The following is a 26553-nucleotide window of genomic DNA, read 5'->3' on the forward strand; positions in this document are numbered from 1 at the left end:
GCATGGGGTCGCGGTATCGAAATTGAGGCTGGATCCTGGACGGGATGGGGCGTATTTTGTGATGTATTGATGTTTTGATCCTGTTGGGGGTTACGGATCAGACCGCTATACCACATTTGAAAATTGAGGAATCTTCCATGCCCATCGTTCCGGAAATCAGTCAGTTGCGCAACATCGCCTTGATCGCCCATGGTGGCGGGGGCAAGACCACGTTGGCGGAGTCGTTGTTGTTCAACGGGGAGGCGATTGCGCGGCGTGGGGATGTGGACAAGGGAACCACGGTGATGAGCAGCGAGCCCGAGGAGATCGAGCGGCGTGTCACCATCACGCCGCATGTCGGGCATTGTGTGTGGCGGGATCGCTGGTTCAACTTGGTGGATACCCCTGGTTACATTGATTTTCTGGAATCGACCCGCAGTGTGTTGGATGTGGTGGGCGGGGCGGTGATGATTTTTTCCGGGGAGGTTGGGGTCAAGTCGGAGAGCGAGCGGCTTTGGGCCATGGCCGAGGAGGCGATGGTGCCGGTGATTGGATTCATCAACAAGCTGGACCGGCCTCGTGCGGATTTCATTCGTGCGTTGGGGGTGATCGAGTCCCGGTTGCGGGTGACGGCCTTGCCGTTGACCATTCCCATCGGGGTGGGGGAGCATTTCGGGGGTATTGTGGATTTGATTCCCATGACCGCCTGGTCGGCCCGTGACGGGGTATTTTGTCAGATCGATTTGCCCGAGAGCGCCCGGGCGGATGCCGAATATTATCGGACCCAGTTGGTGGAAAAGATCGTGGAGGGGGATGACGTGTTGTTGGAGCGTTATCTGGCCGACGGCACGGAGCCTTCTTTGGAGGTGTTGCATCGGGGGTTGCGGGAGGCGGTGATCACCCGGCGTTTGCTGGTGTTGTATTGCGGATCCGGGGCGGCCAATATTGGTGTGCGTTCTTTGGCCAATGGCATTGCCGAGTATCTGCCCAGTCCGTTGGACAAGGCGATGATCAAGCCTTTGAAGGGGGTGGATCCGGAGCATCCCGGTCGGGTGGTGGTGCGTGTTCCGGCGGTTACGGAGCCATTTTCCGCGGTGGTTTTCAAGACGGTGATGGATCCGTTCGCCGGCAAGTTGACGGTGATCCGGGTTTTTTCCGGGGTATTGGAACTGGAACAGCCTTTCCTGAACGGCACCCGCAATGTCAAGGAAAAAGGGGGGCGATTGTTTCGGTTGCAGGGTCGGGAGATGATTCCGGTGAATCGGTTGGGTGTGGGGGAGATGGGGGCCATTGCCAAGTTGGAGGGGGTGCATACCGGGGATACCTTGTGTGCGGTGGATCATCCGATTCGTTATGAGCGGGTGGTTTTTCAGGATCCGACCCATACGTTTGCCGTGGAGACCGATGCCAAGACCGAGGAAAAGGTGGCGATGGGATTGGAGAAACTGGTGGAGGAGGATCCCACTTTGCGGTTGCGGCGGGATCCGGTGACCCATGAGTTGATTCTATCGGGTATGGGGCAGACCCATTTGCGGGTGGTTTTGGATCGGCTCAAGCGCAAGTACGGGGCGTGTGCCACGTTGAAGATGGCGCGGCCACCGTTTCGCGAGACCATCACCAAAAAGGCGCGGGTGCAGGGGAGGCTCAAGAAGCAGACCGGCGGTCGGGGGCAATTTGCCGATTGTTGGTTGGAGATCGAGCCATTGCCGAGGGATGGGGGATATGAGTTCGAGAATCGCATTGTGGGGGGTGTGATTCCCCGTCAGTTTGTGCCGTCGGTGGAGAAGGGGGTTGTCGAGGCTTTGGAGCAGGGGGTGATTGGCGGTTATCCGGTGGTGGATGTGCGGGTGGCGTTGGTGGATGGCAGTCATCATTCGGTGGATTCCTCGGATCATGCGTTCAAGAGTGCCGGGGCCATGGCGTTGCGCAAGGGATTGGCGGAGGCGGGATCGGTATTGTTGGAGCCGGTGATGACCATGGAGGTGACGGTTCCGGAGGATGTGTTGGGGGATGTGATTGGGGATTTGAACAGTCGGCGTGGTCGGGTATTGGGGGTGATGCCCAAGGGGGGTGGTGGTCAGATCGTTTCCGCTGAGGCGCCGATGGTGGAGGTTTTGGATTATGGGAATGTGTTGAACGGGCTGACTTCGGGGCGGGGGCTTTATACCATGCGGCTTGCGGCGTATCATGTGGCGCCGAATCATATTGCGCGGGTGATTCTGGAGCAGGATAAAAAAGCCTCCTGACGAAGGGAAGGCCCGATCCGATTCGATCCGATACCATTGAAAAAAAGCGGGGGTCTGGGGGATTCGTCCCCCAGACCCCCGCTTTTTTTCAATGGCGCGTTTTTTTTCGCCAGCCCGCCTTTTTTCGCCATCTTGAAAAGAAATCCTTGCCCACGTAAAAAAGAGTCAAGAAATCCTCTCGATTGGACGATCCAATAGTTAACAACAACGTATGGAGACTCACTCGGATTACACAACGAGGGCAAAATGATCAGCGTATCCCATCCAGTCTTGTTGCAACTCTACCGTCGGGTGGATCGCGCCCGCTCGGTCAGACAGGTGGTGGAACCCGGAACCGGGGTGCAGGCGCGGATCTCCACTTCCAATCAATCCTATTCCTCGGGTCGCGCCTCCGAAGGCGAAGGGAACGATTTCCAGTCCGTGTTCCTCAAAGCCTTGGAAAAACGGGAATAAACAGGCGATCATGAAACCCTGGCACGCATGGGGCGCAACCCTGGTCTCGCTCCTGCTCTCCGGAGCCGCCGGACCTGCGCGGGCCGATGTGGCCATTTTTGTCCATGGATATTTAAGCGGGGATGACGCCTGGGAACAAAGCGGCGTCACCCCCGCTCTTAAAACCAAAGGCTGGGAGTCCGGCGGCAGCGTGACCGCAATGGCCCAGGGCGGATTGCAGTTCCGAAATACCCCGCCCAAAGGTGCCCACGCCTTTTTTCTGGCCGACTTGCCCTCCGAAGCCCCATTGCTGACTCAAGCAAACGCCCTGAAGGAAATCCTGCTTGCCATCCGCGCACAACGCGGCACCGAACGCACCTTCCTGATCGGCCATTCCGCCGGTGGCGTGGTGGCCCGATTGCTCATGGTGCGTGAACCCGGCTTGTCGATTCATACCCTGATCACCATCGCCAGCCCCCATCTCGGTACGGACAAAGCCGAAGTGGCCGGACTCATCGCCAGTACCCCCCTCTCCATGATGGCCCCGATGATGGGCATGGATACCCTCAACCGCTCCAAATCCCTCTATGAAGACCTCGCACGGGAACGCCCCGGCACTTTTCTCCACTGGCTCAACCATCAACCCCATCCCAAAGCCCGCTACCTCTCCATCGTCCGCCGCGACACACCCAGCTTGCTCGGCGACAACCTGGTGCCGGTCTGGAGCCAGGACATGGCCCAAGTGACCGCCCTGCGTACACTGACCCCGGAAACCATCACCCAAGGTCAAGACCATACCCTCACCCCCCAGGACGGGGCGGAAGTGGCGCGGATTCTGGCACCGTAACGAAAGAATGAAAAACGGGTTGCCAAAAGGCGATCCGCCACCTTTTCGAATCAGGATGGAATCGATAGAGTCCATTTGGATTCCAATGCCGGACGCAATTTTTCATGGCATGTCACCCGTAATGGCTTTACCCTTCCACACAAGGTCGCTTCACAAGGTGGCAACCGGGATGAACCGGGTGGTATTCCCTCATTGATTTAGGAGATTCGATGGATGCCGTAGCTTCCTCGGAAACCTATTCGTCATCCGTGGCCGAGGCGGATGTCTACGCACGCTGGATTCTGGCCCACTTCGCCCCCTATCTGATGGCCCCCATCGTGGAGGTGGGGTTGGGACATGGGGGATTCGTCGGGCAATTGCTGCCGCTTGGATCCTATGCGGGACTGGATATCGATCCGGAATCGGTCTCCCAGGCCCAGGCCAAATATCCGGATGCGCGCCTGATCACGGCGGATATCACCCGTCTGGAACAGTTGACCCCCATCGGTCTGGGACAGGCGCGCACGGTTTTGTGCTGCAATGTCTTGGAACACGTCCAAGACGACCGGCAGGGGGTGAGCAATCTGCTGGCTTTGCTCGCGCCGGGGGGACATCTGCTGATGCAGGTGCCGGCCCATCCCCTTTTGTATAACGATCTGGATCGGCTGGCCCATCATCACCTGCGTTATGGACGCCAAAGACTTCTGCAACCCTTCGCAGGCCAGCCGGCGGAGGTGCTGTCGGTGGAATTTTTCAATCCCATCGGCTTTTTTGGCTGGCTGGCGAATCGCTTCGTCTCCCATCAAAGCCTCAACGGGGCGTCGGTCAGTTTTCAGACCCGCCTGTTCGTGAACCATCTCCTGCCCCTGTCGCGCCTGCTGACTCCCCTGACGCGCCATTTTTTTGGGCAATCACTCATGCTGGTGGCGAAAAAAATATGATCAGCTTTATCATTCCCGCCCTCAACGAAGGGTCGGCCATTGCCGCAACCGTGGATCAGTGTCTGGACGTGGCCCGCAAACACGGCCTGGAACCGGCGGAAGTGGTGGTGGTGGATGACGGCTCCAACGATGGCACCGGCGAAATGGCCGCCCGCCAGGGGGCGCGGGTGATCCGCCATCCCGTTCCGGGAGGCTATGGCAATGCCTTGAAAAAAGGTATCCTGGCCGCCAGCTACGATACCATCGTGATTCTGGATGCCGATGGCACCTATCCGGTGGAACGGGTGCCGGAAATGCTGCAACGCTACTCTTTGGGATTCGACATGGTGGTGGGACAGCGTACCGGTCCCCACTATCGGGAGTCCGCCTTCAAGTCTCCCATGCGGGCCGTGCTGCGCATGCTGGTGGAGTTCACCACCGGACAATCCATCCCGGATGTCAATTCCGGACTGCGGATTTTTTCCAAAGAGACCGTGCTGTCCTATCTGCCCCGGCTGTGCAATACGTTCAGCTTTACCACCTCGTTGACCCTGGCTTATTACATGACGGGCCGGTTCGTGGATTATTTGCCCATCGATTACCACTCCCGCCTCGGACAGAGCAAGGTGCGCCTGCTGCGGGACTCTTTGCGCACGCTTCAGTACATCATCGAAGCGGTTTTGTATTACAATCCCATGAAAATTTTTATCCTGATGAGTGGGTTCTGTCTGCTGTTGTCGCTGTTTTTCATCGTGGGTGCCCTGTTCACCAAGATGCTGAGTTTTTTTATTCTGGGGTTGGGTAACATTTTCATGGCGATGCTGATTTTTTGCATCGGGCTTTTGGCGGTGCAACTCAAGGAGCTGATGCGGTGAGCGGCAACCGCCAGAGGTTCGGCTGATCCCATGTGCGGTATCGTCGGTCTGTTCTCCCCTGGAGACCCCCAGCGGGTGTGGGATCAGGAAAAATTGCGCGCCATGCTCGCGGCGCTGAGCCATCGGGGTCCGGATGGCCAGGGCATGCATGTCGAACCGGGGGTGTTTCTGGGACATACCCGTCTGGCGGTGCTGGATCTGTCGGCGGCGGGCAAGCAGCCCATGTTTTCCCGGGATTATCGTTACATTATAAGTTTTAATGGTGAAATTTATAATTTTCAATTGTTGCGCCAGGAGCTGACCCGGCGGGGTCACGACTTTTTGACCCAGACCGATACCGAAGTGCTGTTGGCCGCCTGGGTAGAGTGGGGAGCCGCCTGTTTGGGCAGGCTGGATGGCATTTTCGCTTTCGCCGTGTTCGATCGAAAGGAGCGGACCCTGTTTTTGGTACGGGATCATCTGGGGGTCAAGCCGCTTTTTTACTGGAAAAGTTCACAACTGCTGGCTTTTGCCTCCGAGCCGCTGGCGATGTTCGGGCCGGTGATCCCGTTGCCGGAAGTGAATGCCGGAGATCTGGATGGCTATTTCACCTACAATTATTTGCCGGGGCCGGGTTCCGGACTGAAAAATTTGCGGCAACTGCCTCCGGGACATCTGCTGAAAATTTCTCCGCAGGGAGAGCGGTTGACCCGATATTGGCAACTCGCCTGCCCCGCGACGCCGTTGCCCTGGAACCGGGAGCTGGTGGAGCGGTTCGGGGAACTGGTGCAACGCTCTGTCACCGGACAATTGGTTTCCGACGCTCCCCTGGGACTGTTCTTGTCCGGAGGTCTGGATTCCACCACCGTGGCCTTGGCCGCGTGGCAGTCTGGTCGGCATCCGGTGGCCTATTGTTTGGGGTTCGAGCAGACGGGTTTCGACGAAACGCCGGCGGCCTCCGCTTTTGCCTCTCATTTGGGATTGGCGTTGCAGGGGGAGGTTTTTTTCTGGTCGGAGTCGGAGATCCGCACCACCCTGGAAGCGATGCGGGAATTGCACGCGGACGCTTCCTGTTTTCCGACCTTTCAGTTGTCCCGGCGGGCGCAGCGGGATTGTACGGTGATTTTGGCCGGCGACGGCGGGGATGAACTGCTGGCGGGATACGATACCTACAAGGCCGGAGAGCTGACTCCGTGGATTCGCAGGATTCCGGAAATTTTGCGCAAGACCGCTTTGGCCATGACCCCCTTGTTGCCGGCGGATCGACAGCGCTACAGTCCGCGTATGGTGCTGGAGCGGCTGTTGGCTTCGGCGGATGCCGGACCGCGACGGGATCACGCTTCGTTTCGGCGCATTTTTTCCGATGCCCTCAAGCAACGGCTCTACCAGCCGGACTTCTGGCAGGCGGTGCGTGGCAAGGATCCGGTGGGGGATTATGTGGCCAAAATGGACGAAGTGCCGGCGGAACGCTCCTACCTGACCGCCCGCCAGTATGCGGATCTGCACCATTTTCTTCCCGCCGTGCTGGCCAAGGTGGATCGCATGAGCATGGCCAATGGCCTGGAGGTGCGGGTTCCTTTGTTGAGCCGGGAGCTGGTGGAGTTCTGTTTTCAACTGCCCGACGAGGCCAAGCGGCAGGGGGGCAAGGGCAAACGGATCATGCGGGATTTGCTGGTCAATCGGGTTCCCCCCGGTCATCTGCAACGTCCCAAGGCGGGTTTTTTGCCTCCGGTGGATGGGTGGTTCCGGCATCCCGGGCCGATGTTCGGGGTGTTCCGGGAACATCTGGAGTGGGCGCGGAATCATGGGGTGGGCTGGCTGCGTTGGCACGAGGTGGAACAGGTCTGGGAGGAGCATCAGCAGGGGCGGTTGAACGCGGGATTCGTCCTGTTGGGGATTTTGCAGTTCATCAACTGGTCCGGTCATGCCCGTGGGTGTGGTCTGAAACAAAACGGGAATTTTTGCTGATGGGATCCAGGGGCGCCAGGAAAGGCGTGTGTATTCAGCGGGTGTAAATCCCGCCCGTGCGCTGGTAGCGACAGGGTACGGGACCGAGTCTTTGGGGTAACCGTTCAGCCCAGTAAAATGCTTCAGGCGGCATGAAGCATCAAAACAGTCTACCTGGGAAAGAGCGAAGGGGTGGGCTTGTCTCGCAAATCCGCATCGATTGCTTGTATCAAGAATTCAAGGACGTTGCGTTTTTGTTGGCGAGAAGTAGCAGCCACACTCATGATCGCGTTCCGCGAAATGACCCCCTGCTGCTTACTGGGCTGAACGGTTACCAAGATTATTATACTCCGATTTTGCTTCTCAGGTATGCACACTCCAAAGCCAGCGCTTCTTCATACCTGATTCCATACCTGTTTCCTTTTTTGGTTACAAGTTGCTGTTCGCCAGTATCAAACATTTCAACGTTCTCATTTCCGTTTTCGTCAACAACCAATCTGCGTTCCATGACCGGCTTGAATTCATCTTCCCACTCATCGTAACACAACAACCCATAATCGAAAGCGTTCAAGCCTTCAGATTCAAAGGCCTCTTTCACCGTCTGGGCAATCAGACCGAAATGCCAACGTGCGCCGTCGCCCTTCTTTTCAACCGCGCTGTTGAATTTGAATTGCCCGTAATTCACCTTTCCCCAAGCACGCAGCACGGCATCGTCGATCGGCTTGAATTGTTGCTTTTCGCGCAGGTCTGAAGTGTTGATCGTCCCGGTTCCGGCATAGACGACAGCCCACCGCTTGGCAGCAGTGCCCAGATTGTCGGTGTTGTCACGATTGGAACGGGTACTTCCTGCCGTTTTATCAACCATGAAAAGAACAGTTCCGGCGACATTTCCAACGATAAAATCACCATTCCCATAAAACTCCGTGGTTCCAGCCAAACCACTTCCACGCGCCGAACCGCTCAAATACATTGACGCAGCAGATAATGATTTGCTTGACGACATCATAAGATACGAAGTGTCGTTATCTCCAGTAATTCCTCCTGTAGAACCGGAAGTGAAAATAACCTTGCCGGAAAATTTGCCAGCAGAATTTGGGATGCTGAACGGGTCAACATTGAATGACCATTTGTTGCCAGGCGTATGCCCGGTTGTTGCTATAAAATCAATCACCACCCCTTCAGAAATGGTTTGAGGTGATCCGGTGATCGAAACTCCGGTCGCGTTCCACACCAAACCGCCGCTATCGCTCCATTTAAAAGTATTTGGTGATGTATCCCCATCAATCTCAAACACGAACTCCCTGAAGAGCGATCCGGTGAACAGGGTGGTTTGATCAACGATCATGTCATTCAAGCCGGACCCGGTGAACGTGACATTCTCAACAACAGGAGATGTGATCACATTCTTGGTCAATCCACCATTGATTCCGTTGTAAAATACCTGCCGTGCATTCAGCTTTGATTCTGTGCATGAGCTTCTGATGATGAGGTTGTGACTGAGCAATGAGATCTCAGATTTGTTGATTTTGAAGAAGCTGGATGGATGTTCCAGTGCTGTTCCAAAGATCTGCGCACCATCAAGAGTTACATTGTCATCAGTGTATACATAATAAGCTGTACTGGTTACTTGACCAATCTTGCAGTTGACAATTCTCAATCCTTTGAGAGCATACGTACCAGAAGTGCTGATGTGAAATACATTCACAGGAGGCGTGCCCGCCGTACTTGCTTCACACCCGACATCCTCAAATGTGATGTCACCGGCAGTGCCAACCGTGCTGCTTGGATCTCCAGACATGTGAATGTGAATATGGTCGCTGTTGGCACCGGAAGTCATCCCGGTAAATCCTCCCTTGAAAGCCCATCCCCCACACCCAAGGGTCCAATCCATGTAAATGGCAGCGCTATTGGCAGTTTGAGCTTGATGAACAAAGCGGAATCCGTAAAGTTGGTTGGAATAATTGGAACCGGATACCAAACTGTCAACGGAGAGATCGTCATTTTTTGAAGAATAAAAGCAATATTTTGCACCGCCGCCAACGATCAGCGCATGAAGCCTGACACAGGTAACCTCTTCGGAAGCGATACTGTAAATGGCCGCCTCGGTGAAATACCCGGCAACGGTCACCTGTTCAAAATAATGCATTCCAGATGAAGATTCGCTTGACCTGCCAAGGCAAAGGCCAGTTTTGGGCGTGGTGGTGGTGTCTCCATAGAGGCAAATATTTTGAATCGAGTCCTGGCTTGCCCCTTTGCAACTCACCACCGCTGCGCCGGTGTGCTTCCCGATGATGCACGTCCCCTCAATATTGGTCAGGCCTGCGCCACGAAGCGGTCCGGGCCGGTCTCCTTCGCCTCTGAAGGTGATGTTTTCCGGCATATAGATCGTTGACGTTGTGAGATAATTCCCCTGCGGGAAATAAAGCAATCCGCCCCCGTTCGGTCCAATGCTTTGGACTGCCGCGATGGCATCATTGATGGCATCCGTGTCGTCCGTCGCCCCGTCACCTGCCGCGCCGAAATCCTTGACATTGATCACACAGCATTCGGTGACCGTCTCCCAGGTGCTGCCGGTATAGACCTTCATCCGGTCTCTGGTGGTGTTGAAATAGAGATCGCCATTCTGCAATGATGATGTGTTATTGCGGGTAGCGGGGTCAGAAGTTTTCGGGCCAAGGTACACATCAGAAAAATTCGTCACGTCGGCCACGTTGTCGGCCACGGTGGTGATGTTTGCGGCGATTCCGGCCACGATGTCGATATCGGCGATGACGTCCACCACCGATTCCACCGAGGCGATTTCAGGGCCGGCAATCGGTAATCCATCCTCATCGAACGCCAGCACCACCCCGGCCCGGGAAGCGGCCACCGGGAGTACCATCGCAGGTGATCCCGCATCCACATCCGGAGCCATCAAGGTGCGGTCCACCCTGTCCTTGAGCCTCTGGGTAATCATGGTGAGCCGGTCAAGGGACTGCTCATGAGTGCCTGCTGGGACAGGGTCGTTGGCGACATAATCGATTTCCTGCGTCAAAGCAGGGTCGCGAAAGATGATCACCTCCAGCGCGGACGCCGGAGCGGTCAGGAAGGTTACCGTGCCCCCGGTATCAACCCCGGTCCCCGATACCGTGTAATGGGTGGTGATCGTCTGGAGAACCCCGCCTTTGTAAACCTTCAGATCCTCGCTGGCGAGAAAATAAAAAGGAACCGTGAATGCCGTTGTGGAACCGTCACCGGCATATTCAACCCTGCTCGTAGTCACCGAAACCGTCATTTTTGGATTCCTTTGATATTTGTCATGGTTGAAGCGAGGGCTTGTTTAAACGCCTGTCCAGGCCCCCACCAATAGGAAGTCCCATGTTTCGCAACCGTTCAGCCCAGTAAAATATTGCAGGCGGCATGAAGCATCAAAACAGTCTACCTGGGAAGGCGCGAAGGAGTGGGCTTGTCTCGCAAATCCGCATCGATTGTCTGTATTAAGAACTCAAGGACGTTGCGTTTCTGTTGGCGACAAGTAGCAGCCACAGTCAGTTTCCGCTTCACGGACGGAGGATCTCGCGACGGAGGCTTGGATGAAATGCTGGAGTTCTTCCGTCATCACTCCTCCAGCATTTCCACCTTCCGCATCAATTCCGCAATCTGCTTTTGCTGTCGGGCAACCCGTGCCCGCAGTTCCTGGTTTTTTTTCCGCAGACGCTGATTTTCATCACGAGAGGCACCGGTTCCCCTCCTGGAGGTGCCTGTTCTCATCGATCAAAAACCGAATGTTCAACTCCATGATGTCGTCCATGGATGAGAATCTAACCGTTGATAATCATATTGTCAAGGCTTGGTGACTTCTTTTCTGATCTAAACGGTTACTAAAGATCTTGAGACTTGGCATGTAGAGGAATCAACATATTTTTTTTCAATTCATCTCGGGATAGGAGAGGAGAAAGGTCTTCCAGGGGGGGGGAAACGATTTTTCCGGTTTTGTCGATGGCCAGAGACAATTTCGGATAGAAATATTGTTCCGGATCCATGAAAATATCACAGATGATGGGTCCATCTGCATTCTGGATTGGATCAATGGTGCTGTTAAACTCATTCCAGTTGCGGATAGAAAAATAGGGGATGCCGAAGGCGTGGGCGATTTTCTTGAAATCCGGGCAGGTGACGCCGGTGTCGGCATTGACGGCGGTATACTGTCCTTTGAATAGATTTTTCTGGGTGTGCTTGATCATCAGGTAGCCATCATTATTGAAAATAAATAATTTTATCGGCAGGCGGTGATGGGCGATAGTCTGTAGTTCCTGAAAATTCATCATCATGCCACCATCGCAGTTGAGGCAAAGGATCTCACCTTTATTCAGGGCAAAGGAGGCGCCGATGGCAGAGGGTAGGCCATAGCCCATCTCTCCCAGTCCGGTTGATGTCATGAGGCGTTGTCCTTGTTTGATGCGGATGGCCTCGTGACCGGAGAGTAGCGCGGTGCCCATGTCGGTGGTGATGACCTGATCTGCCTTGAAGTGGTCGCAGAGCTTGTCTATGACTTGATAGGAGTTCAGAAAGCCGTTGCTTTCCTGATGTTCCGGGCCGACCAACGGATAGCGGGTTCGGCACTCCACGCAGTGTCGGGTCCAGTCATTGACTGGATTCGGATTCAGAGGGTTGGCCGCAAAGCGGTGGATGAGGGCTTCCAGGAATTGGCCCGCATCGGCCAGGATGCCGACATCGGCCAAGTCAGCGGTTTTGGTCAGTTCGGTGGCGTCGATATCGACTTGGATGATTTTGCCTTCGCGGGCAAACTCCGAATGTTCGTAGCCGATCATGGGAATGGCCATGCGGTTGCCGATGGCGATCACCAGATCGGCATTTTGTACCACGAAGTTGGCGGCACGATTGCCATAGACCCCTGCGCGACCAAAATTGAGGGGATGGGCATCATCGAGCATATCGATTCCCGCCCAGGTCACCAGGGTGGGAATTGGGCAGAGTTCGAGCAGGTATGTAATGCGATCAGTGGCGCCGGCCAAGCGGATGCCGTGTCCGAGCCAGAAGACCGGTCGTTTGGCGGCGCGTATGAGTGTTTCGACTTCATCCATCTGGTTTGGCGTGGGGGTGGGTAGTGCGGTGGGAGTGCTTTCGGGCACGAAATGGTTGAACTGTTTGGCAGGCAGGAAGGCCCCCTGGATATCCATTGGGTAGTCGATCCAAACTGGTCCCGGTCGACCGCTTCCGGCGATGTGGTATCCTTTTTCCAGTTCGAAGATTGCCTGTTTGGGATCCATGATCCGTGCGGCATATTTGGTGATGGTTCGCACCATTTCAGTGCTGTCGTATCCCTGTATCCCCCACATGCGCATGCCCTGCATGGAGTTGATAAATCGAGTATTCTCCTGTCCGGAAATCACGATTCCCGGTAAGGAATCGGCCCAAGCGCTCATGACTCCAGTGATGGCGTTTGAACTCCCCCCTCCGGCGGTGACCAGGGCGGCGGTGATTTTGCCGCAGACCCGATAGTAGGTCTGCATGGCCATGGTGGCGGCCTGTTCGTGGTGGACGCAGATGATTTCGGTGTAGCCTAGATTGTTGATTGAATCGAATATGTGGGAGTTTGCTGAACCAATGATCCCGAAAACATGACGAATTTCATTTGTTTTTAAAAATTGTGCGATGGCGTCGCTTACTTTAATGTTGTCTGACATGGGAATCCGTTATTTTTAAGTGGTTGGAAGTGGTTGTAAATTATGTCTTAATGGTTTTTGAAATGCCAATAATTGAACGATAATACGCAGGATGGCTACATATCGTCAAGAATAATTTGTTCCGAGTTACAGCGGGATTGGGCTTTTTGGGAGCAGGGGAAAAGTCGGCTTTGATACGTGCGCGGAAGGGCGAATGCCGTGTCCACAAAGAGTAAGAGGTGAAATTTCAGGAAGGATTTTCAGGTGATCATCTATTTTTCATTGGTGGAGAGCGGGTGGGAGCTGGGGGATGTTGGAAATCTGTTGGCGCTCGGCCCCGGTTTCATGCATCCTTGCATAAAAACCGGGGCCGAGCGTTAAACGGGGATTAACCCCGTTCCTTCAACCAGTTGGCGATGGCCGGCGGGATCTCTTTTTGGGAGCGTCCGCTGACGTACACGCCGATGTGGCCGCCATTGAAGGCCACTTCCTGGTAATCGGAGCTGCCCACATACTGCTTGAGGGCCTTGGAGGCGTCTGGGGGGACCAAGTGATCCTTGGTCGCGTAGACGTTGAGCACCGGCATGGTGATGTTGGCCAGATCCACGCGCCGTTCACCGATTTTGATATTGCCTTTGATCAGTCCATTTTTCTGGAAGAAATCCTTGATGAATTGACGGAACGCCTCACCCGCCTGATCCGGCGAATCGAAGATCCATTTTTCCATGCGCAGGAAGTTCTTCAATTTCACCTTGTCATCCAGAAGATCCACCATATCCAGATATTTCTGGCCGGTGAGACGGTAGGGATTCATGGACAAGAAGGTGACATTCAGCAGATCACCCGGGATGTTGCCCATGGTATCCACCAGCAGATCGATATCCAGATTGCGCACCCATTGGCTCAACAGGTTGTCCGGGGTGTGGAAGTCCACCGGGGTGACCATGGTGACCAGATTGCGCACCCGGTCGGGATGCAGCGCGCTGAAGCACAGGCTGAAGGCTCCGCCCTGACAGATGCCCAGGACGTTGACCCGATAGATGTCGTGGCGATCCCGGATGAAATCCACGCACCGCTTGATGTACCCGTTGATGTAGTCATCCAGGTTCAAGAAGCGATCCGAGGCGTCCGGATAGCCCCAGTCGATCAGGTAGACATCCATGCCTTCGTCCAGCAGACCCCGGATCATGGAGCGGTCTTCTTGCAGATCGGTCATGTAGGGGCGGTTGACCAGGGCGTACACCACCAGAATCGGCACCCGATGGGGATTTTCCACCCGGGGGACATAGTGGTACAACGTCACCTTGTCGTCGCGAAAAACCGCTTCCTTGGGGCTGATGCCAGACTCGATCTGACCCACTTCGGTGAAGGTTTTGACTCCGGCAGCGAGTTTCTGGTTGAATCGGGCCAGCTCCTCAACCGCCTTTTCCGGATTGATGGCGAACGGGAACATGGATTATTCTCCTTTCTGGGCGGGCGCGGTGGGGGCCGGAGCCGTTTGGGGCTTGGCGTTGCCAATGCGCACTGTCTTCTTGATGGCCAATTTGTCCGCCGATTCGGCGCCGTTGTCCGCGGGAGCGGTGAGAGCCTCTTCGACTTGCAGCTTCAAAGCGGTCAGCTCTTCCCGCAAGCGGCGCACGCCGAGTTTTTCCATGTCGTCACGCAGGGTATTGATTTCTGCGCTGGCATCCTTGCTTTGCAATTCGTGGAGGGTATCCTCCAGGTTTCCGACTCGGCGGCGCAGCGTGCTGATTTGACGATGGGCACTGTCCAGTTCGCGACGGGTCGGCAGATTCACCGCGGCCAGGGAGTTGTCCATCGTCTCGGCCATGTTGCGGCGGACCCGCATCATGGCGTTCATCATCCGTGAATTGATTTCGTTGAATTCTTTACTGGTTACGGTGGCGGCGTTGGCCTCTTCGTTGCAGTCCACCCACAGCACGTAAAGATCCCGCATGGTCTGCATCGACTTGCCTTCGGCTCCCATTTCCAGGAGTTTGCGATGCAGCAGATCCAAAGCCCGTTTGGAGGAGTCGTTCATGAGTTTCTGGAACTCTTCAAACGCCTTGCGATACTCCAGGGACAGACGCATCCCTTCTTGGACTTTTTCTTGTTTTTCCCGGTTCAGGCCCAGACCCGGCATGGACAGAAAGCGCGACAGCGCCTCTTCGGTGGCCTGTCCGCCGGCGAGCAGCGCCCGCATGGTATCGTTGGAGAAGGCTGGATTGGAGCCGAGAAATTCGGTCCAGGCTTTCATCGGACGGCTCATGAAGGCGGTCATCTCCTCCATGTTGCCCATCTTGCCCATGCCGCCCAGATTGCCGAACATGGATTGGGTGCCCTGGGCGAACATCGCTTTGGCCTGTTGAATCGCCTTGTCGAGTTGGCTGGTCCACTCCTGGGTGACATTGCCGCTGTCCGACAGACCCTGAAAGACCTTGAAAACCTCACGACCCATCCGCATGAACTCTTCCATGGAACCCATGGCATGACGCATGGCCATGGCTTCGGGGGTCTGGGTGGGGGCGGCGAATGGATTGGGCCAGCGGTTCATCCCATCGCGGAAAAAGCTCATCGGGCTTTCGGTCTGCCAGGCATTGGTCCAGTTGCTTTGGGTCGTATTCGACCAATCTTCCCACATTTTGCGTTGCAGGGTGTTCCACCCGGTCATCCAGTCAGCGGAAAACGGATTGTTGTCCATGCTCAACTCCTTAATGAGGATTTATCAAAAAAAGGATATCACCAGTTGGTTTTATCGATATTCTCAGACGCGATTTTGACAAACCCAATGATATAAAGCGTATTTGTGGCTCTGTTTGTACACACGAGAATAGGTGGCGCGTCCCTGCGCCGTTACAGCCGGGCCGAAGTTCCGCCTTGCGCCAAAGACGCAGGTCGTCGCAACGCCGATTTGGAATAAAACGACTTATTCCAGACCCGCTTTGGCCTCTTCCACCAGCTTGGTGATGTTCTTTTCGATCAGATCCTTCAGCTCGTTCTGGCCCTGGGTCAGGACATCCATGGTCCGTTTGGCATTGTCCACCATCATTTTGCCCAGGTTGGTGGCGATGTCCGCCTGGGTGGAGACCGCTTCCTGGATGGTTTTGGCGGAGCTCAGATCCTTGAGCTGTCTGGCACCGGCGGTGATGAAGCCTTCCGCCGCTTCGAGTTGCTGTTTGGTCAGTTCCTGCACAGTGCGGTCGTTGATGCGTTGCAAATCAGAGATGGAATCCATCATCTTTTTGGTCAATTCCGTCATGCGCTCGGCAACCTTGTTATTGTCCATGGCTTGAGTCCTTTGTCGATTGAGTTCACATGTCGTTGCAGAATTGCTGCAATGCAACAATGGTGCGATGCAGCATAAAGGAACGATGGGGCAGTGTCAAAGATTTTTTTTGGGGGTGATGCGATTTTTGTCTCATCCCCGTTCTGGAGGGGTATCCTCTTTTTTCTTGACGGCGCCGCCAAGCGTCAGCGAGAAGATCCCCCCTTGCAGCGAGTGCCACATCTCCAGGTTGCGCCGTCCCATCTCATTGATCAGGCTCAAAGGATCCGGCGCGGATTGGAAGAAGGTTTTTTGATCCATGAAGGCGTCCAGGCTCTGTTTCATCCATTCCCCCAACGCTTCTTGCAACGTGTCTCCGTAGAAACGGATGATCAGTTGCAAGGCGTCGGAGTCGAAGACCGGACGACCCTTGTCTTCCTGTTCGCTGATGATCTGCAACAGGATCAACCGGGTCAGGTCTGCTCCGGTGCGGTTGTCCACCACCTGGAACGGGATGCGGTTCATGACCAGATCCCGCACCCCGTCCAGTGTGATGTAGGCCGACTGCTCGGTATCGTACAGGCGTCGATTGGCGTATTTTTTTATGATGCGAACCGGTGTCTCATCCATAATAAAAAGGTTGCCCCCCATGGTCGCCTGTGAATGGATACCGATCAGTGGATGAACTGACCGCCGTTGATGTCGATGTTGGCGCCGGTGATGAATCCGGACTTCTCGGAAGACAGGAACGCCACCACCCGTGCGATTTCCCAAGGTTCGGCGAGACGGCCGGCGGGAATCTGGGCGATGATGGCTTGCAGCACGTCCTCACGGATTTTTTTGACCATTTCCGTGGCCACGTAGCCGGGGCTGATGGTGTTGCAGGTGACGTTCTTGCGGATGCCTTCCTGGGCCACGGCCATGGTGAAGCCGTGCATGCCGGCTTTGGCCGCCGAATAGTTGGCCTGACCGAACTGACCCTTGCGGCCATTGATGGAGGCGATGTTGACGATCCGTCCGAAGCCCCGATCCAGCATGCCCGGGAAGACCTGACGGGTGATGTTGAACACGCTGTCCAGATTGACGCCGATCACCTGATTCCATTGATCCGCGGTCATTTTTTTCAAAACGCTGTCGCGGGTGATACCGGCGCAGTTGACCAGGACTTCCACGGGGCCCACTTCGGCCTCGATTTTTTCCACCGCTTGTTTGCAGGATTCGAAGTCCGCCACATCGGCTTCGTAAACGCCGACATCCAGTCCTTCGTCCCGCATGGCCTGTTTCCAGGCATCCAGGTTGGGGCACTCGAAGACCGGAGCACAGGTGGTTACCACCCGAAAGCCTTCTTTGCTCAAGGTTCTGCAAATTTCCGTGCCGATACCGCCAGCGCCACCCGTCACCAATGCCACTTTTCCGCTCATGATTCCGTTCTCCTCAAGTTGCCGGTTGTCCCTTTGATTGAAATTACCTCGGATTGTTCCCGATTGGCGCGGAAAGCCCCGCACCTGCGCGGCTCGGGTCACGCCCCTTGATCTGTGTTGCCGACCTTGCCGGCTTTTCGGTGGACTGAAAAGCCGATTTTCATGCCTGACAGTCTGATCTATGGGTAAGTTATGTTAATTACCTCTTTTTCGACCGTTTGAAAAGGGAACGTTTATCGCTCCGCTTGTTTTGTTGGGGTGGGGCGTGTCATAGTGGGAATCTGGGGGGAGTGGATCAGGCCTGGGCGGTGGGGTCAGGAGGACAAAGGGACATGCTCTTCGCGCGGATTTGGCAGCGGTTGCGTCTGGATGTCAAGCTGATCGGCTCGACGCTGGTGCTCTTGGCCATTCCGATGGTGCTTTTGGGCTGGAATACCATCGTCGCCGAACAGCGGGCGCTGCGGGAACGGATTCAAAGTCAGGGCGCCTCGTTGGCCGAGGCCGCGGCGATTTTTTCCATCGAGCCGCTGCTCACCCTGGACGATGCCATTCTGGCCGGTTACGTCAAGCGTCTCACCCGCACCCAATACGACGTGGGCTTTGTGCGCATCCTCGACGCCAATGGCCGGGTGATCGCCCAATCCCCGGATCCCCACGCCCCCGAAACCCATTTCCTCCCCGATGCCGGTGAAATGCGTCTGTTCCGGGTCGATGTTCTGGTGGAACCCGAAGATACCGAACCCCTCGGCGTGGTGGAGATCGGTCTTTCCACCCGCCACGCGGATCAGGCCGCCTCTTCCCGGATGCGGGATTGGCTGACCGCGTTTATCGGCATTTTTGTCATTCTTGGATTTTCCCTCTCTTTGCTGTTGAAAAAAATCGTCACCGATCCGGTGCGCCGTCTGGACCGTTATGCCAAGGCCCTGGGACAAGGAGACATGGAGTCGGTCATCGTGCTTCCCGGCGAAGACGAAATGAGCCGTCTGGCCGCAGCCCTGGACGCCATGCGTCGCGACATCCGGGATTCCCACGCCGCGGTCCGGCGTCAGGAGGAGTATGTCGCCAGTCTGGTGGACAGCGCCTTGGACATGATCCTCTCCGTGGATCCGGAACAGCGCATCGTGGTGTTCAATCCGGCGGCGGAAAAGATTTACGGCTATGCGGCGGCGGAGGTCCGGGGGCAACCGTCATCTTTGCTGTGCGCGGGGCCGGAAGAGTCGGAACGGCTTTATGCCGCCATCCGCGCCACTGGAAAGTTCATGGGGGAGTTGATCGGACGTCGCAAGGACGGTTCCCGTTTTCCGGTGTTCATGTCCGCGTCGCTGCTCAAGGATCGCAAGGGACAGGTGATGGGGGTGCTGGGCAGCGCCCGGGATCTCACCGAACAGAAACGGGTGGCGGAACTGGATCGGGCCAGAAAGTCCGCCGAGGCGGCCAATCAGGCCAAAAGCGCGTTTCTGGCGGTCATGAGCCATGAAATCCGCAGCCCCATGAATGGGGTGATCGGCATGGCGGATCTGTTGGCCTCCACGGAGCTTTCCCCGGATCAGCGTCAGTATGTGGAGATCATTTTGCGTTCCAGCCATTCGTTGCTGGCGCTTCTGAACGACATTCTCGACTTTTCCAAGGTGGAGGCCGGCGCCCTGAAACTGGAATTCACCGAGTTCAATCCCCGGGAGGTGGTGGGGATGACCTGTGAACTCCTGGAGGCCACCGCCCGCAACAAGGGCATCGGGCTGTATCACGAGGTGGATCCGGCGGTTCCGGAGTGTGTGCGGGGGGATGCGTTGCGGCTGCGACAGATCCTGATCAACCTGGTGGGCAACGCCATCAAGTTCACCCCTTCCGGGGAGGCCCGGGTGCGGGTCTCTTGGGTCGCGGGAGAGTCGGACGACATGTGGCCCATTGCGTTGCATTTCACGGTGGCCGATACCGGCGTGGGGGTGCCGGCGGACAAGCAGGAGGTGATCTTCGACCGTTTCAGTCAGGCGGATCTTTCCACCACCCGTCGTTTTGGCGGCGTGGGACTGGGTTTGACCATCTCCCGGCAACTGGTGGCGTTGATGCAGGGTCGCATGTGGTTGGAAAGCCCCGGGGAAGGGTTGGGGAGCACGTTTCATTTCATGGTGCGTTTTCAGGCCTGTTGTGGCGTCGAACGGGTGGTGGCGGCTCCGGAGTCCGCTTTGGTTCCGGTGTTGGGGGAGGGGAATCGTTCCTGGCGGGTGTTGGTGGTGGATGATGGTCTGGACAATCGGGTATTGGCCGAACACATTTTGGGTCGCATGGGGCATGCGGTGGAGCTGGCGGTGGATGGCCGGGATGCGTTGGAGCAGTTGCGGCGGCAGCCTTTCGACATCGTGTTGATGGATGTGCAGATGCCCGAAATGGATGGCATCGTGGCCACCCGGCTGATTCGCGCCGGGACGCTGGGGGCGGAGGTGGCTCGGGTTCCCATTCTGGGGGTGAGCGCCGGAGCCTTGCAAGAAGAGATGGAACGGGGGTTGGCCGCGGGCATGGATGAATTCTTGACCAAGCCGTATCGGGCGCGGGTGTTGCTGGAGGCGGTGGGGCGTCTGGCGGGGCGTGTCGGGGAGCAGGGGTGATGGAGGAATCCCCCTTGATGGTGTTGAGTCGGGTTGTGGTTCCCCCTTGGCCGGTGGTGGATCTGGAAATTTTTTTCGGGGATTTTGTGGCTTTTTTGGCCGGGGAGTCGGCGGGCAAGAGTCGTCTGGCCCGGGTGATGGCCGGTTTGGCCTCTCCGGAGTCGGGTCGGGTGGTGTGGCACGGGGAGCCGGGTGGCATCGGCATGGTGTTCCGGGTGCCGGATTTGCGTTTTTTGTGCGCCACGCCTCGGGAAGAGGTGGCGTTGACCCCGGCGGCCCGGGGGGTGCAGGGGGAGGCCTTGCGGGAAAGGATCGAAGAGTCCTTGGCGTTGGCCGGGGTGGATGGGGCGTTGCTGGATCGGGAGTGGATCGGGTTGTCGGCTTCGGAGCGTTACCGGGTGGCGTTGGCGTCGGTCTTTGCGGCCCGCCCTGGCTTGATGATTCTGGATGAGCCGGGCAACATGTTGTCGGATGCCGGGGAGGAGGCGTTGGCCGACAGTCTGCGCCAGTTCTCCCGGATCCACGGCACGGCGATGGTTTTTTTTACCAGCCGCGCCCCGCGGGCGGAACGCTTCGCGTCGCGCATTGTGTCCACAATTATTGAAAAAAAAGAAGGGGTCTGGGGAATTCATTCCCCAGGACTTTGATTTTAAAAATAAAAAATTTTATTTTATTATTTTAAAAGAAATAAACAAAAAAATCAAAACCCTGGGGAATGAATTCCCCAGACCCCTTCTTTTCTTTTAATGGTTTGACTCAATTTCTCCAGCAGGATGAACTTCATGTATGAATCCATTCCGGATCCGCTCCACCACATCCACCGTCTCGACAACGGCCTGATCGTCGGCGTGTTTCCCATGCCCTGGCTCCACGAGGTGGGGGCGACCCTGATGGTGCGGGCCGGCAGTCGCTTCGAGGAACCCCGACAGGCGGGCATCGCCCATTTTCTGGAACACATGCTGTTCAAAGGCACCGTGTCCATTCCGGATCCCACCGGATTCCATACCCATCTGGAATCCATGGCCGCCGACATGAACGCCGCCACAGGCCAGGAGACCAATGCCTATTGGATCACCCTGCCCCCGGAATGGCTCAAGGAGGGATTCACCGCTTTTTGCGAGATGTTCACCCAACCGGCTCTTTCGGATATCGAAACCGAACGCCGGGTGATCCTGGAAGAGATGCGGGAGGACGAAAACGATCAAGGGGAGTTGGCAGTGCCGTCGGTTCTCGGGGGCATGGCCTTGTGGCCGGGCCATCCGTTGGCCCGTTCGGTGCTGGGTACCCGGGAAACCGTGGGATCGATCCAGACGCCCGCCCTGCGGGAGTACTTGGCGCGCCACTACCGGGGGGGAACCATGGCGGTGGCGTTTTGTGGTCCCATCGAGTCGCAACAGGCCCTGGAACTGGCCAATGCCACCCTGGGTCGCCTTCCCCCCGGCCAGGGAGCGAGCAGTCAGCCTCCGGTCAATCTCCCCGCCGGACCCCACTGGGTGGCGGTGGATGATCAAACCTCCCAGTTTTCTCTCTCCCTTTATTTTCGGACCCAGGGATTCCGGGACGCGGGCTATTATCAGGCCGCCGCCCTGCGTCGCCTGCTGGATGATGGTTTCTCGTCCCGATTGCAAGCCGTGGTGCGGGAACGACATGGATTGGCCTACGATGTCTGGTCCGCCTTCACCACCCATTCGGATGCCGGATTCCTGGAGGTGGGGGCTTCCCTCTCTCCGGATCACCTGGACGAGGCGTTTCAGGTGCTGTTCGCGCAACTGGACTCCCTCATCCAGGCTCCTCCCGCTCCGGAGGAGTGGCAACGGCTGATGGTCCGTTGGCGCTCCGGTCTGCTGGTCACCCTCGATCGGCCTGCCGAATTGATCGAACGCTATCTGGGAGATCTGCTGTTCGACTCCGCCGAATCCCTGGATTATTCCTGGCAACAGGCCCGCGCCATCGATCCGGCCCGACTGCCCGACTTCGCGGCCCGACTGCTGCGTCCGGAAAACCTCGCGGTGGTCCTCATCGGCCCGGAGGCCCGCAAGGTTCTGCCCAGACTCAAGAACGCCTTCACCCGGTTCACGAGGCGGATGGGGTGAAAAGGGTCGTGAAATTTTTTTTGAGCGGTCGTGCCTGTCATCGACGCGTGGAGTGACCAATCCATGGAAATGTACGAGTGGGAAGCCCTCTCCAAAAACGGAGAGAAACGCAAAGGAGAGATGGAGGGGAAGGATCCGGGGGCGGTGATGGCGCAACTGCGTCGTCAGGGGTTGAAAAATCCCACGGTGCGGAAAAAATCCGCCAAGTCCCTCAAAGGGGGCAAGATCACCGAAATGGAGATCGTGGTCTTCACCCGGCAATTGGCCACCATGGTAGGGGCCGGTCTGCCCCTGGTTTCGTGTTTCGATCTGGCGGCCAAGGGGGCGGAAAACCGTACGCTCCAGGAGGTGACCCTGCGGGTCAAGGCCGATATCGAGGCGGGTACCACCCTGACCGACGCCATGACCAAAGAACCCGCCATGTTCGATGACCTGTTCATCAACCTGGTGCAAGCCGGAGAGCAGTCCGGCATCCTGGAGGCGGTGTTGAACCGCCTCGCCATCTACAAGGAAAAATCCGCCGCCTTGAAGGCCAAGGTCAAGTCCGCCATGACCTATCCGGTCGCGGTGCTGGTGATCGCGTTCATCATCACCGGGGTGTTGATGATCTTCGTGGTACCCACTTTCGCCGATCTGTTCAAAAGTTTCGGCGCCGAACTGCCCATGCCGACGCGCATCGTGATCGGGATTTCCAATTGGGTCCAGGCCAGTTGGTGGATGGTGCTGGTGGTGATGGGGGGAGCCGGCTGGTCGTTTGCCAACGCCTATCGGAAAAATCGGCTGTTTCACTACCAGATTGACAAACTGCTCCTGAAACTGCCCATTTTCGGCATCATCTTGCGCAAGGCCGCCGTGGCCCGGTTTGCCCGCACCTTCGGCACCATGATCGCCGCCGGCACACCGATTCTCGACTGCCTGGAAAATGTCGCCAAAACCGCCGGCAACCTGGTGGTGGAAGAGGCGGTGATGAATGCCCGTGCTTCCATCTCCGAGGGGCGTACCCTCACCGAACCCCTGGCGGTTTCCGGAATTTTTCCCCCCATGGTCACCCAGATGATCGGCATCGGCGAATCCACCGGCAATCTGGAGGTGATGCTCGCCAAGGTCGCCGACTTCTACGAAGCCGAGGTGGATCGCGCCGTGGACAGCCTCACCGCCCTGCTGGAACCGTTGATCCTGGTGATTCTCGGGGTGCTGATCGGCGGTCTGGTGGTGGCCATGTACATGCCCATCTTCCAGATGGGATCGGTGGTGGGTTAGTTGATTCCCCTGCCGCCCCTCTCCTCCCGTTCGCGGCGGCTGGTGCGGCTGCTGTTGCCCCGGCTGGCCATCGGTTTCGGATTGCTTTTGTTCATCACCGTGGCCCCGCCCCTGGAAGAGGGATGGTCCGATGACCGGGTGTTGCTACGCCTGTTCGTGGTGGTGATGTTTTTGATGGTCATCGGTTATCTGTGGTGGCTGCGGGCCGGTCGCGATCCCGAATGGCTGGTGCGCGCCCAATGCGTGGTCGATCCTTGGCTGGTGGTGGTGCTGGTGCTGCTGACCGGAGGATTTCACAGTCCGTTTTTGTTTCTCAATGGACTGGTCACCCTGAACGCCGCGTTTTTGCTGGGGCGTCGGGGGGCCATGTTGACGGCGGGTCTGATTCTGCTGCTCACCGCCGCCGCCCTCTCCTTGACCACTCTGCTGTTGGGAACCCCTGTGGAACCGGCTCCGGTGCTGCTCGGCGGGCTGGTGTTGCATGGCGCGGTCTATTTTCTCACCGCGTTTTTGGGGGGAACCCTGGCCCAGCGGGCGGCAGGGTTGCAGTCGGCGTTCGAGCGTCAGACCGACAGCTTGGCGGATCTGGCCGCCTTGCACGAACAGATTGTGGCCGCCGTGCCCTATGGTCTGATTCTGGTGAACAATCAAGGATGGGTGCGGGCGGCCAATCCCGGCGCCAGCGAGTTCGCCCCCGGGGAGATGAGTCGGGGATTGATGGGCTGGGCGCTGCGGCGGATCGATCCGGCTTTGGCCTGGGCGGTGGAGTGGGCCGCGGGGGAGACCGTCTATGTGGAGGTGCCGACCCGGGGGCGTATTCTGGGGTTGAATGTGTCGTTTTTGCGGGATCGGCTCGGGGAGCGGATCGGGGCGTTGCTGGTGATCCGGGATTTGACCCCCATGAAAACCCTGGAACGGGAACTGGCGGAACGGGAACGGTTGGCCTGGATCGGTCGCATGTCGGCGGGCATGGCCCACGAAATTCGCAATCCCCTGGCCTCGATTTTGACGGCGGCCTACATGCTCGCGCCGGCGGATGCCCGGGAACAGCGTATGCTGGGGATCATTCGCGAAGAGGTGGCGCGAGTCAAGCAGTTGACCGGGGATTTTCTGCTGTTTGCCCGGGGGGCGCGTCCCCGACGCCAACCGGTGAACATGGCGGAATTTTTGGCCGACATGGAGGAGCGGGCGCGGCGGGATCCCCGCTGGGGCGGGCGGAACATGGTGATGGAACTGTCGGATCCGGGGGTGATGATCGGGTTTGATCCGGATCATCTGCGTCAGATTTTCTGGAACCTGTTGCTCAACGCCGCCCAGGCCGCGCCGGAGGGAAAACGGGTGGTGGTGCGGGTCGCGCCTTTGGAGAGCGGACGGGTGGAAGTGGTGGTGCATGACGACGGACCCGGGGTGGATCCGGGAATTCTGCCCCGATTGATGGAGCCGTTTTTCACCACCCGGCCCAACGGATCGGGTTTGGGATTGGCGGTGGTGTATCATCTGGTGGTGTTGAACGGGGCTTCGTTGCGACTGGAAAACGGTGCGGCGGGGGGATTGCGGGTGGTGATGCAGGTCGAGGGGGCTTATGGCGGAGATTCTGGTTTGTGACGACGAGACCAATTTGCGGGAGCTGTTGTGTCTGGCCTTGGAGGGCAATGGTCACCGCACTCTGACGGCGGCCACCGGGGCCGAGGCGTTGCGGCTGCTGGAGCAGGCCCCCTGGGAGTTGTTGCTCACCGATTTGCGACTGCCGGATGTGAGCGGTCTGGAGGTGTTGCGCCGCGCCAAGGAGCTGGCCCCGGAGCGGCCCGCGTTGTTGATGACTGCCTTCGCTTCGGCGGCCACCGCCGTGACCGCCATGAAGGAGGGAGCGTTCGATTATCTGGAAAAACCCTTCGACATGGAAGAGTTGCATCTGGCGGTGGCCCGCGCCCTGGAGCAGGGGGCGTTGAAGCGGGAGAACGTGCGGTTGCGACAGGCCGTCGGGGAGCGGGATGCGGGAGAGGAGATCGTCGGGGTTTCGTTGGTGATGCGTCGGGTGTTGGAGCTGGCGCGACGGGCGGCGCGCACCGATGCGTCGGTGTTGATCACCGGGGAGTCGGGGACCGGCAAGGAGCTGGTGGCCCGTTTCATTCACGGGTGCAGCGGTCGGGCGAAAGGACCGTTCGTGGCGGTGAACTGCGCGGCGGTGCCTGAAGGATTGATCGAAAGCGAACTGTTCGGACATGCCAAGGGGGCTTTTACCGGAGCGGTGGCCCATCGTCCGGGTCTGTTCGTGGAAGCCGATCACGGAACCTTGTTTCTCGACGAGATCGGCGAAACCCCTTTGGCGTTGCAGGCCAAGCTGCTGCGGGTGGTGCAGGAGCGTTTGGTGCGTCCGGTGGGGGGGGTGGGGGAGCGGTCCGTGGATGTGCGCCTGTTGGCCGCGACCAATCGGGATCTGATGGAGTTCACCGCTGCCGGACGGTTTCGGGAGGATCTGCTGTATCGGATCAATGTGGTGAATTTGAGACTGCCCCCTCTGCGGGAGCGCCGGGAGGATATTCCGTTGCTCGCGGCCCGTTTCGTGGAAAAACATGCCCGGAAATATGGCCTGACCATTCACGGTCTCTCCCCGGAGGTGATGGATTGTTTGATGCGTCACCACTATCCGGGCAACGTGCGGGAGCTGGAGAATCTGGTGGAAGGGGCGGTGGCCTTGACGGTGGAAGGTCGGGTGGAACTGGAGGCTTTGCCCGAAGGGGTGCGTTGCGGGGTGCGGGCGGTTGACCGGGCGGCGACCCCCTTTCGGCTGCCGGAAGGCGGATTGGACCTGGAAGCCCATCTGGCGGAGCTGGAAGCCAGCGCCATGGATCAGGCTTTGGAATTGTGCCAAGGCTCCAAGACCCGGGCCGCCGAACTGCTGGGCATGAGTTTTCGCACGTTCCGGTATCGGCTGGGCAAGCTGATGGGGCGGTGAGGCGCGGGTTTGATCATCGAGATGTTGCGGATCGGACCCCGAGTAGGTGTTTGTTCCTGAGCGTTGTGCCGTTCATCGAAAGCGG

General features: G+C 57.6%; 19 protein-coding genes and 1 pseudogene. 12 read left to right on the forward strand and 8 right to left on the reverse strand.

Features of this window, described 5'->3' with window-relative positions; translation table 11 throughout:
* Positions 1–137 precede the first annotated feature (137 nt).
* From HQL98_08560 to asnB, 6 genes are all read left to right on the forward strand, one after another.
* Positions 138–2225, forward strand: coding sequence for an elongation factor G (locus HQL98_08560; GenBank protein MBF0272098.1), 2088 nt, complete (start codon positions 138–140; stop codon positions 2223–2225).
* Positions 2226–2471: 246 nt separating this feature from the next.
* The gene (locus HQL98_08565; protein ID MBF0272099.1) at positions 2472–2678 is read left to right on the forward strand and encodes a hypothetical protein; all 207 of its coding nucleotides are present in this window, start codon (positions 2472–2474) and stop codon (positions 2676–2678) included.
* 10 nt (positions 2679–2688) lie between these two features.
* Positions 2689–3504, forward strand: coding sequence for a hypothetical protein (locus HQL98_08570; GenBank protein ID MBF0272100.1), 816 nt, complete (start codon positions 2689–2691; stop codon positions 3502–3504).
* 209 nt (positions 3505–3713) lie between these two features.
* The gene (locus HQL98_08575) at positions 3714–4424 is read left to right on the forward strand and encodes a class I SAM-dependent methyltransferase (protein MBF0272101.1); all 711 of its coding nucleotides are present in this window, start codon (positions 3714–3716) and stop codon (positions 4422–4424) included.
* On the forward strand, positions 4421–5278 hold the full coding sequence (locus tag HQL98_08580) for a glycosyltransferase family 2 protein (protein ID MBF0272102.1): 858 nt from the start codon (positions 4421–4423) through the stop codon (positions 5276–5278). Before HQL98_08575 ends, HQL98_08580 begins: the two co-directional genes overlap by 4 nt.
* A gap of 30 nt (positions 5279–5308) precedes the next feature.
* Positions 5309–7225, forward strand: coding sequence for an asparagine synthase (glutamine-hydrolyzing) (gene asnB, locus HQL98_08585; protein MBF0272103.1), 1917 nt, complete (start codon positions 5309–5311; stop codon positions 7223–7225).
* Positions 7226–7547: 322 nt separating this feature from the next.
* Here asnB and HQL98_08590 read toward each other — a convergent pair whose 3' ends face one another.
* The 8 genes and pseudogenes from HQL98_08590 to phbB form a co-directional block, all read right to left on the reverse strand.
* Positions 7548–9095 carry a tail fiber domain-containing protein gene (locus HQL98_08590; protein MBF0272104.1) on the reverse strand — a complete coding sequence of 516 codons (1548 nt, stop codon included), beginning with the start codon at positions 9093–9095 and terminating at the stop codon, positions 7548–7550.
* Between the two features lie 507 nt (positions 9096–9602).
* Positions 9603–10478 (reverse strand): annotated as a pseudogene (locus HQL98_08595) (hypothetical protein).
* Between the two features lie 586 nt (positions 10479–11064).
* The gene (locus tag HQL98_08600) at positions 11065–12891 is read right to left on the reverse strand and encodes a thiamine pyrophosphate-binding protein (GenBank protein MBF0272105.1); all 1827 of its coding nucleotides are present in this window, start codon (positions 12889–12891) and stop codon (positions 11065–11067) included.
* Positions 12892–13258: 367 nt separating this feature from the next.
* Positions 13259–14323: a class III poly(R)-hydroxyalkanoic acid synthase subunit PhaC gene (locus HQL98_08605; GenBank protein ID MBF0272106.1), complete on the reverse strand. Its 1065-nt coding sequence runs from the start codon at positions 14321–14323 to the stop codon at positions 13259–13261.
* 3 nt (positions 14324–14326) lie between these two features.
* Entirely contained in the window at positions 14327–15571 is a 1245-nt protein-coding gene (gene phaE, locus HQL98_08610; protein MBF0272107.1) for a class III poly(R)-hydroxyalkanoic acid synthase subunit PhaE, read from the reverse strand.
* Positions 15572–15796: 225 nt separating this feature from the next.
* Complete coding sequence (locus tag HQL98_08615; protein ID MBF0272108.1) at positions 15797–16156, reverse strand: phasin family protein; 360 nt, start codon at positions 16154–16156, stop codon at positions 15797–15799.
* Between the two features lie 132 nt (positions 16157–16288).
* Positions 16289–16765, reverse strand: coding sequence for a polyhydroxyalkanoate synthesis repressor PhaR (gene phaR, locus HQL98_08620; protein MBF0272109.1), 477 nt, complete (start codon positions 16763–16765; stop codon positions 16289–16291).
* Between the two features lie 44 nt (positions 16766–16809).
* Entirely contained in the window at positions 16810–17556 is a 747-nt protein-coding gene (gene phbB / locus HQL98_08625; protein MBF0272110.1) for an acetoacetyl-CoA reductase, read from the reverse strand.
* A 332-nt stretch (positions 17557–17888) separates the two neighbouring features.
* On the opposite strand from phbB, the gene HQL98_08630 reads away from it, so the two are divergent.
* The 6 genes from HQL98_08630 (at position 17889) to HQL98_08655 (ending at position 26468) form a co-directional block, all read left to right on the forward strand.
* On the forward strand, positions 17889–20159 hold the full coding sequence (locus HQL98_08630) for a response regulator (GenBank protein MBF0272111.1): 2271 nt from the start codon (positions 17889–17891) through the stop codon (positions 20157–20159).
* The gene (locus tag HQL98_08635; protein MBF0272112.1) at positions 20159–20806 is read left to right on the forward strand and encodes an energy-coupling factor ABC transporter ATP-binding protein; all 648 of its coding nucleotides are present in this window, start codon (positions 20159–20161) and stop codon (positions 20804–20806) included. The genes HQL98_08630 and HQL98_08635 overlap by 1 nt, the downstream gene beginning before the upstream one ends.
* Before the next feature lie 135 nt (positions 20807–20941).
* On the forward strand, positions 20942–22252 hold the full coding sequence (locus HQL98_08640) for an insulinase family protein (protein MBF0272113.1): 1311 nt from the start codon (positions 20942–20944) through the stop codon (positions 22250–22252).
* Positions 22253–22315: 63 nt separating this feature from the next.
* The gene (locus HQL98_08645) at positions 22316–23512 is read left to right on the forward strand and encodes a type II secretion system F family protein (GenBank protein MBF0272114.1); all 1197 of its coding nucleotides are present in this window, start codon (positions 22316–22318) and stop codon (positions 23510–23512) included.
* Positions 23513–25117 (forward strand): hypothetical protein, encoded by a 1605-nt coding sequence (locus HQL98_08650; protein ID MBF0272115.1) that lies wholly within the window; start codon positions 23513–23515, stop codon positions 25115–25117. It abuts the gene before it with no gap.
* Positions 25095–26468: a sigma-54-dependent Fis family transcriptional regulator gene (locus HQL98_08655; protein MBF0272116.1), complete on the forward strand. Its 1374-nt coding sequence runs from the start codon at positions 25095–25097 to the stop codon at positions 26466–26468. Before HQL98_08650 ends, HQL98_08655 begins: the two co-directional genes overlap by 23 nt.
* The last annotated feature ends 85 nt before the right edge of the window (positions 26469–26553 follow it).

The organism is Magnetococcales bacterium (assembly GCA_015231755.1).
GTDB lineage: Bacteria > Pseudomonadota > Magnetococcia > Magnetococcales > Magnetaquicoccaceae > Magnetaquiglobus.

What these genes read in the sequence shown, in the direction of transcription:
- HQL98_08570 (MBF0272100.1), top strand. Translation starts at nt 2,689, where the DNA reads ATGAAACCCTGGCACGCATGGGGCGCAACCCTGGTCTCGCTCCTGCTC.
- HQL98_08605 (MBF0272106.1), bottom strand. Translation starts at nt 14,323, where the DNA reads ATGTTCCCGTTCGCCATCAATCCGGAAAAGGCGGTTGAGGAGCTGGCC.
- HQL98_08575 (MBF0272101.1), top strand. Translation starts at nt 3,714, where the DNA reads ATGGATGCCGTAGCTTCCTCGGAAACCTATTCGTCATCCGTGGCCGAG.
- HQL98_08635 (MBF0272112.1), top strand. Translation starts at nt 20,159, where the DNA reads ATGGAGGAATCCCCCTTGATGGTGTTGAGTCGGGTTGTGGTTCCCCCT.
- HQL98_08645 (MBF0272114.1), top strand. Translation starts at nt 22,316, where the DNA reads ATGGAAATGTACGAGTGGGAAGCCCTCTCCAAAAACGGAGAGAAACGC.
- HQL98_08580 (MBF0272102.1), top strand. Translation starts at nt 4,421, where the DNA reads ATGATCAGCTTTATCATTCCCGCCCTCAACGAAGGGTCGGCCATTGCC.
- HQL98_08655 (MBF0272116.1), top strand. Translation starts at nt 25,095, where the DNA reads ATGGCGGAGATTCTGGTTTGTGACGACGAGACCAATTTGCGGGAGCTG.
- phaR (MBF0272109.1), bottom strand. Translation starts at nt 16,765, where the DNA reads ATGGATGAGACACCGGTTCGCATCATAAAAAAATACGCCAATCGACGC.
- asnB (MBF0272103.1), top strand. Translation starts at nt 5,309, where the DNA reads ATGTGCGGTATCGTCGGTCTGTTCTCCCCTGGAGACCCCCAGCGGGTG.
- HQL98_08590 (MBF0272104.1), bottom strand. Translation starts at nt 9,095, where the DNA reads ATGGATTGGACCCTTGGGTGTGGGGGATGGGCTTTCAAGGGAGGATTT.
- phaE (MBF0272107.1), bottom strand. Translation starts at nt 15,571, where the DNA reads ATGGACAACAATCCGTTTTCCGCTGACTGGATGACCGGGTGGAACACC.
- phbB (MBF0272110.1), bottom strand. Translation starts at nt 17,556, where the DNA reads ATGAGCGGAAAAGTGGCATTGGTGACGGGTGGCGCTGGCGGTATCGGC.
- HQL98_08615 (MBF0272108.1), bottom strand. Translation starts at nt 16,156, where the DNA reads ATGGACAATAACAAGGTTGCCGAGCGCATGACGGAATTGACCAAAAAG.
- HQL98_08600 (MBF0272105.1), bottom strand. Translation starts at nt 12,891, where the DNA reads ATGTCAGACAACATTAAAGTAAGCGACGCCATCGCACAATTTTTAAAA.
- HQL98_08630 (MBF0272111.1), top strand. Translation starts at nt 17,889, where the DNA reads ATGCTCTTCGCGCGGATTTGGCAGCGGTTGCGTCTGGATGTCAAGCTG.
- HQL98_08640 (MBF0272113.1), top strand. Translation starts at nt 20,942, where the DNA reads ATGTATGAATCCATTCCGGATCCGCTCCACCACATCCACCGTCTCGAC.
- HQL98_08560 (MBF0272098.1), top strand. Translation starts at nt 138, where the DNA reads ATGCCCATCGTTCCGGAAATCAGTCAGTTGCGCAACATCGCCTTGATC.
- HQL98_08565 (MBF0272099.1), top strand. Translation starts at nt 2,472, where the DNA reads ATGATCAGCGTATCCCATCCAGTCTTGTTGCAACTCTACCGTCGGGTG.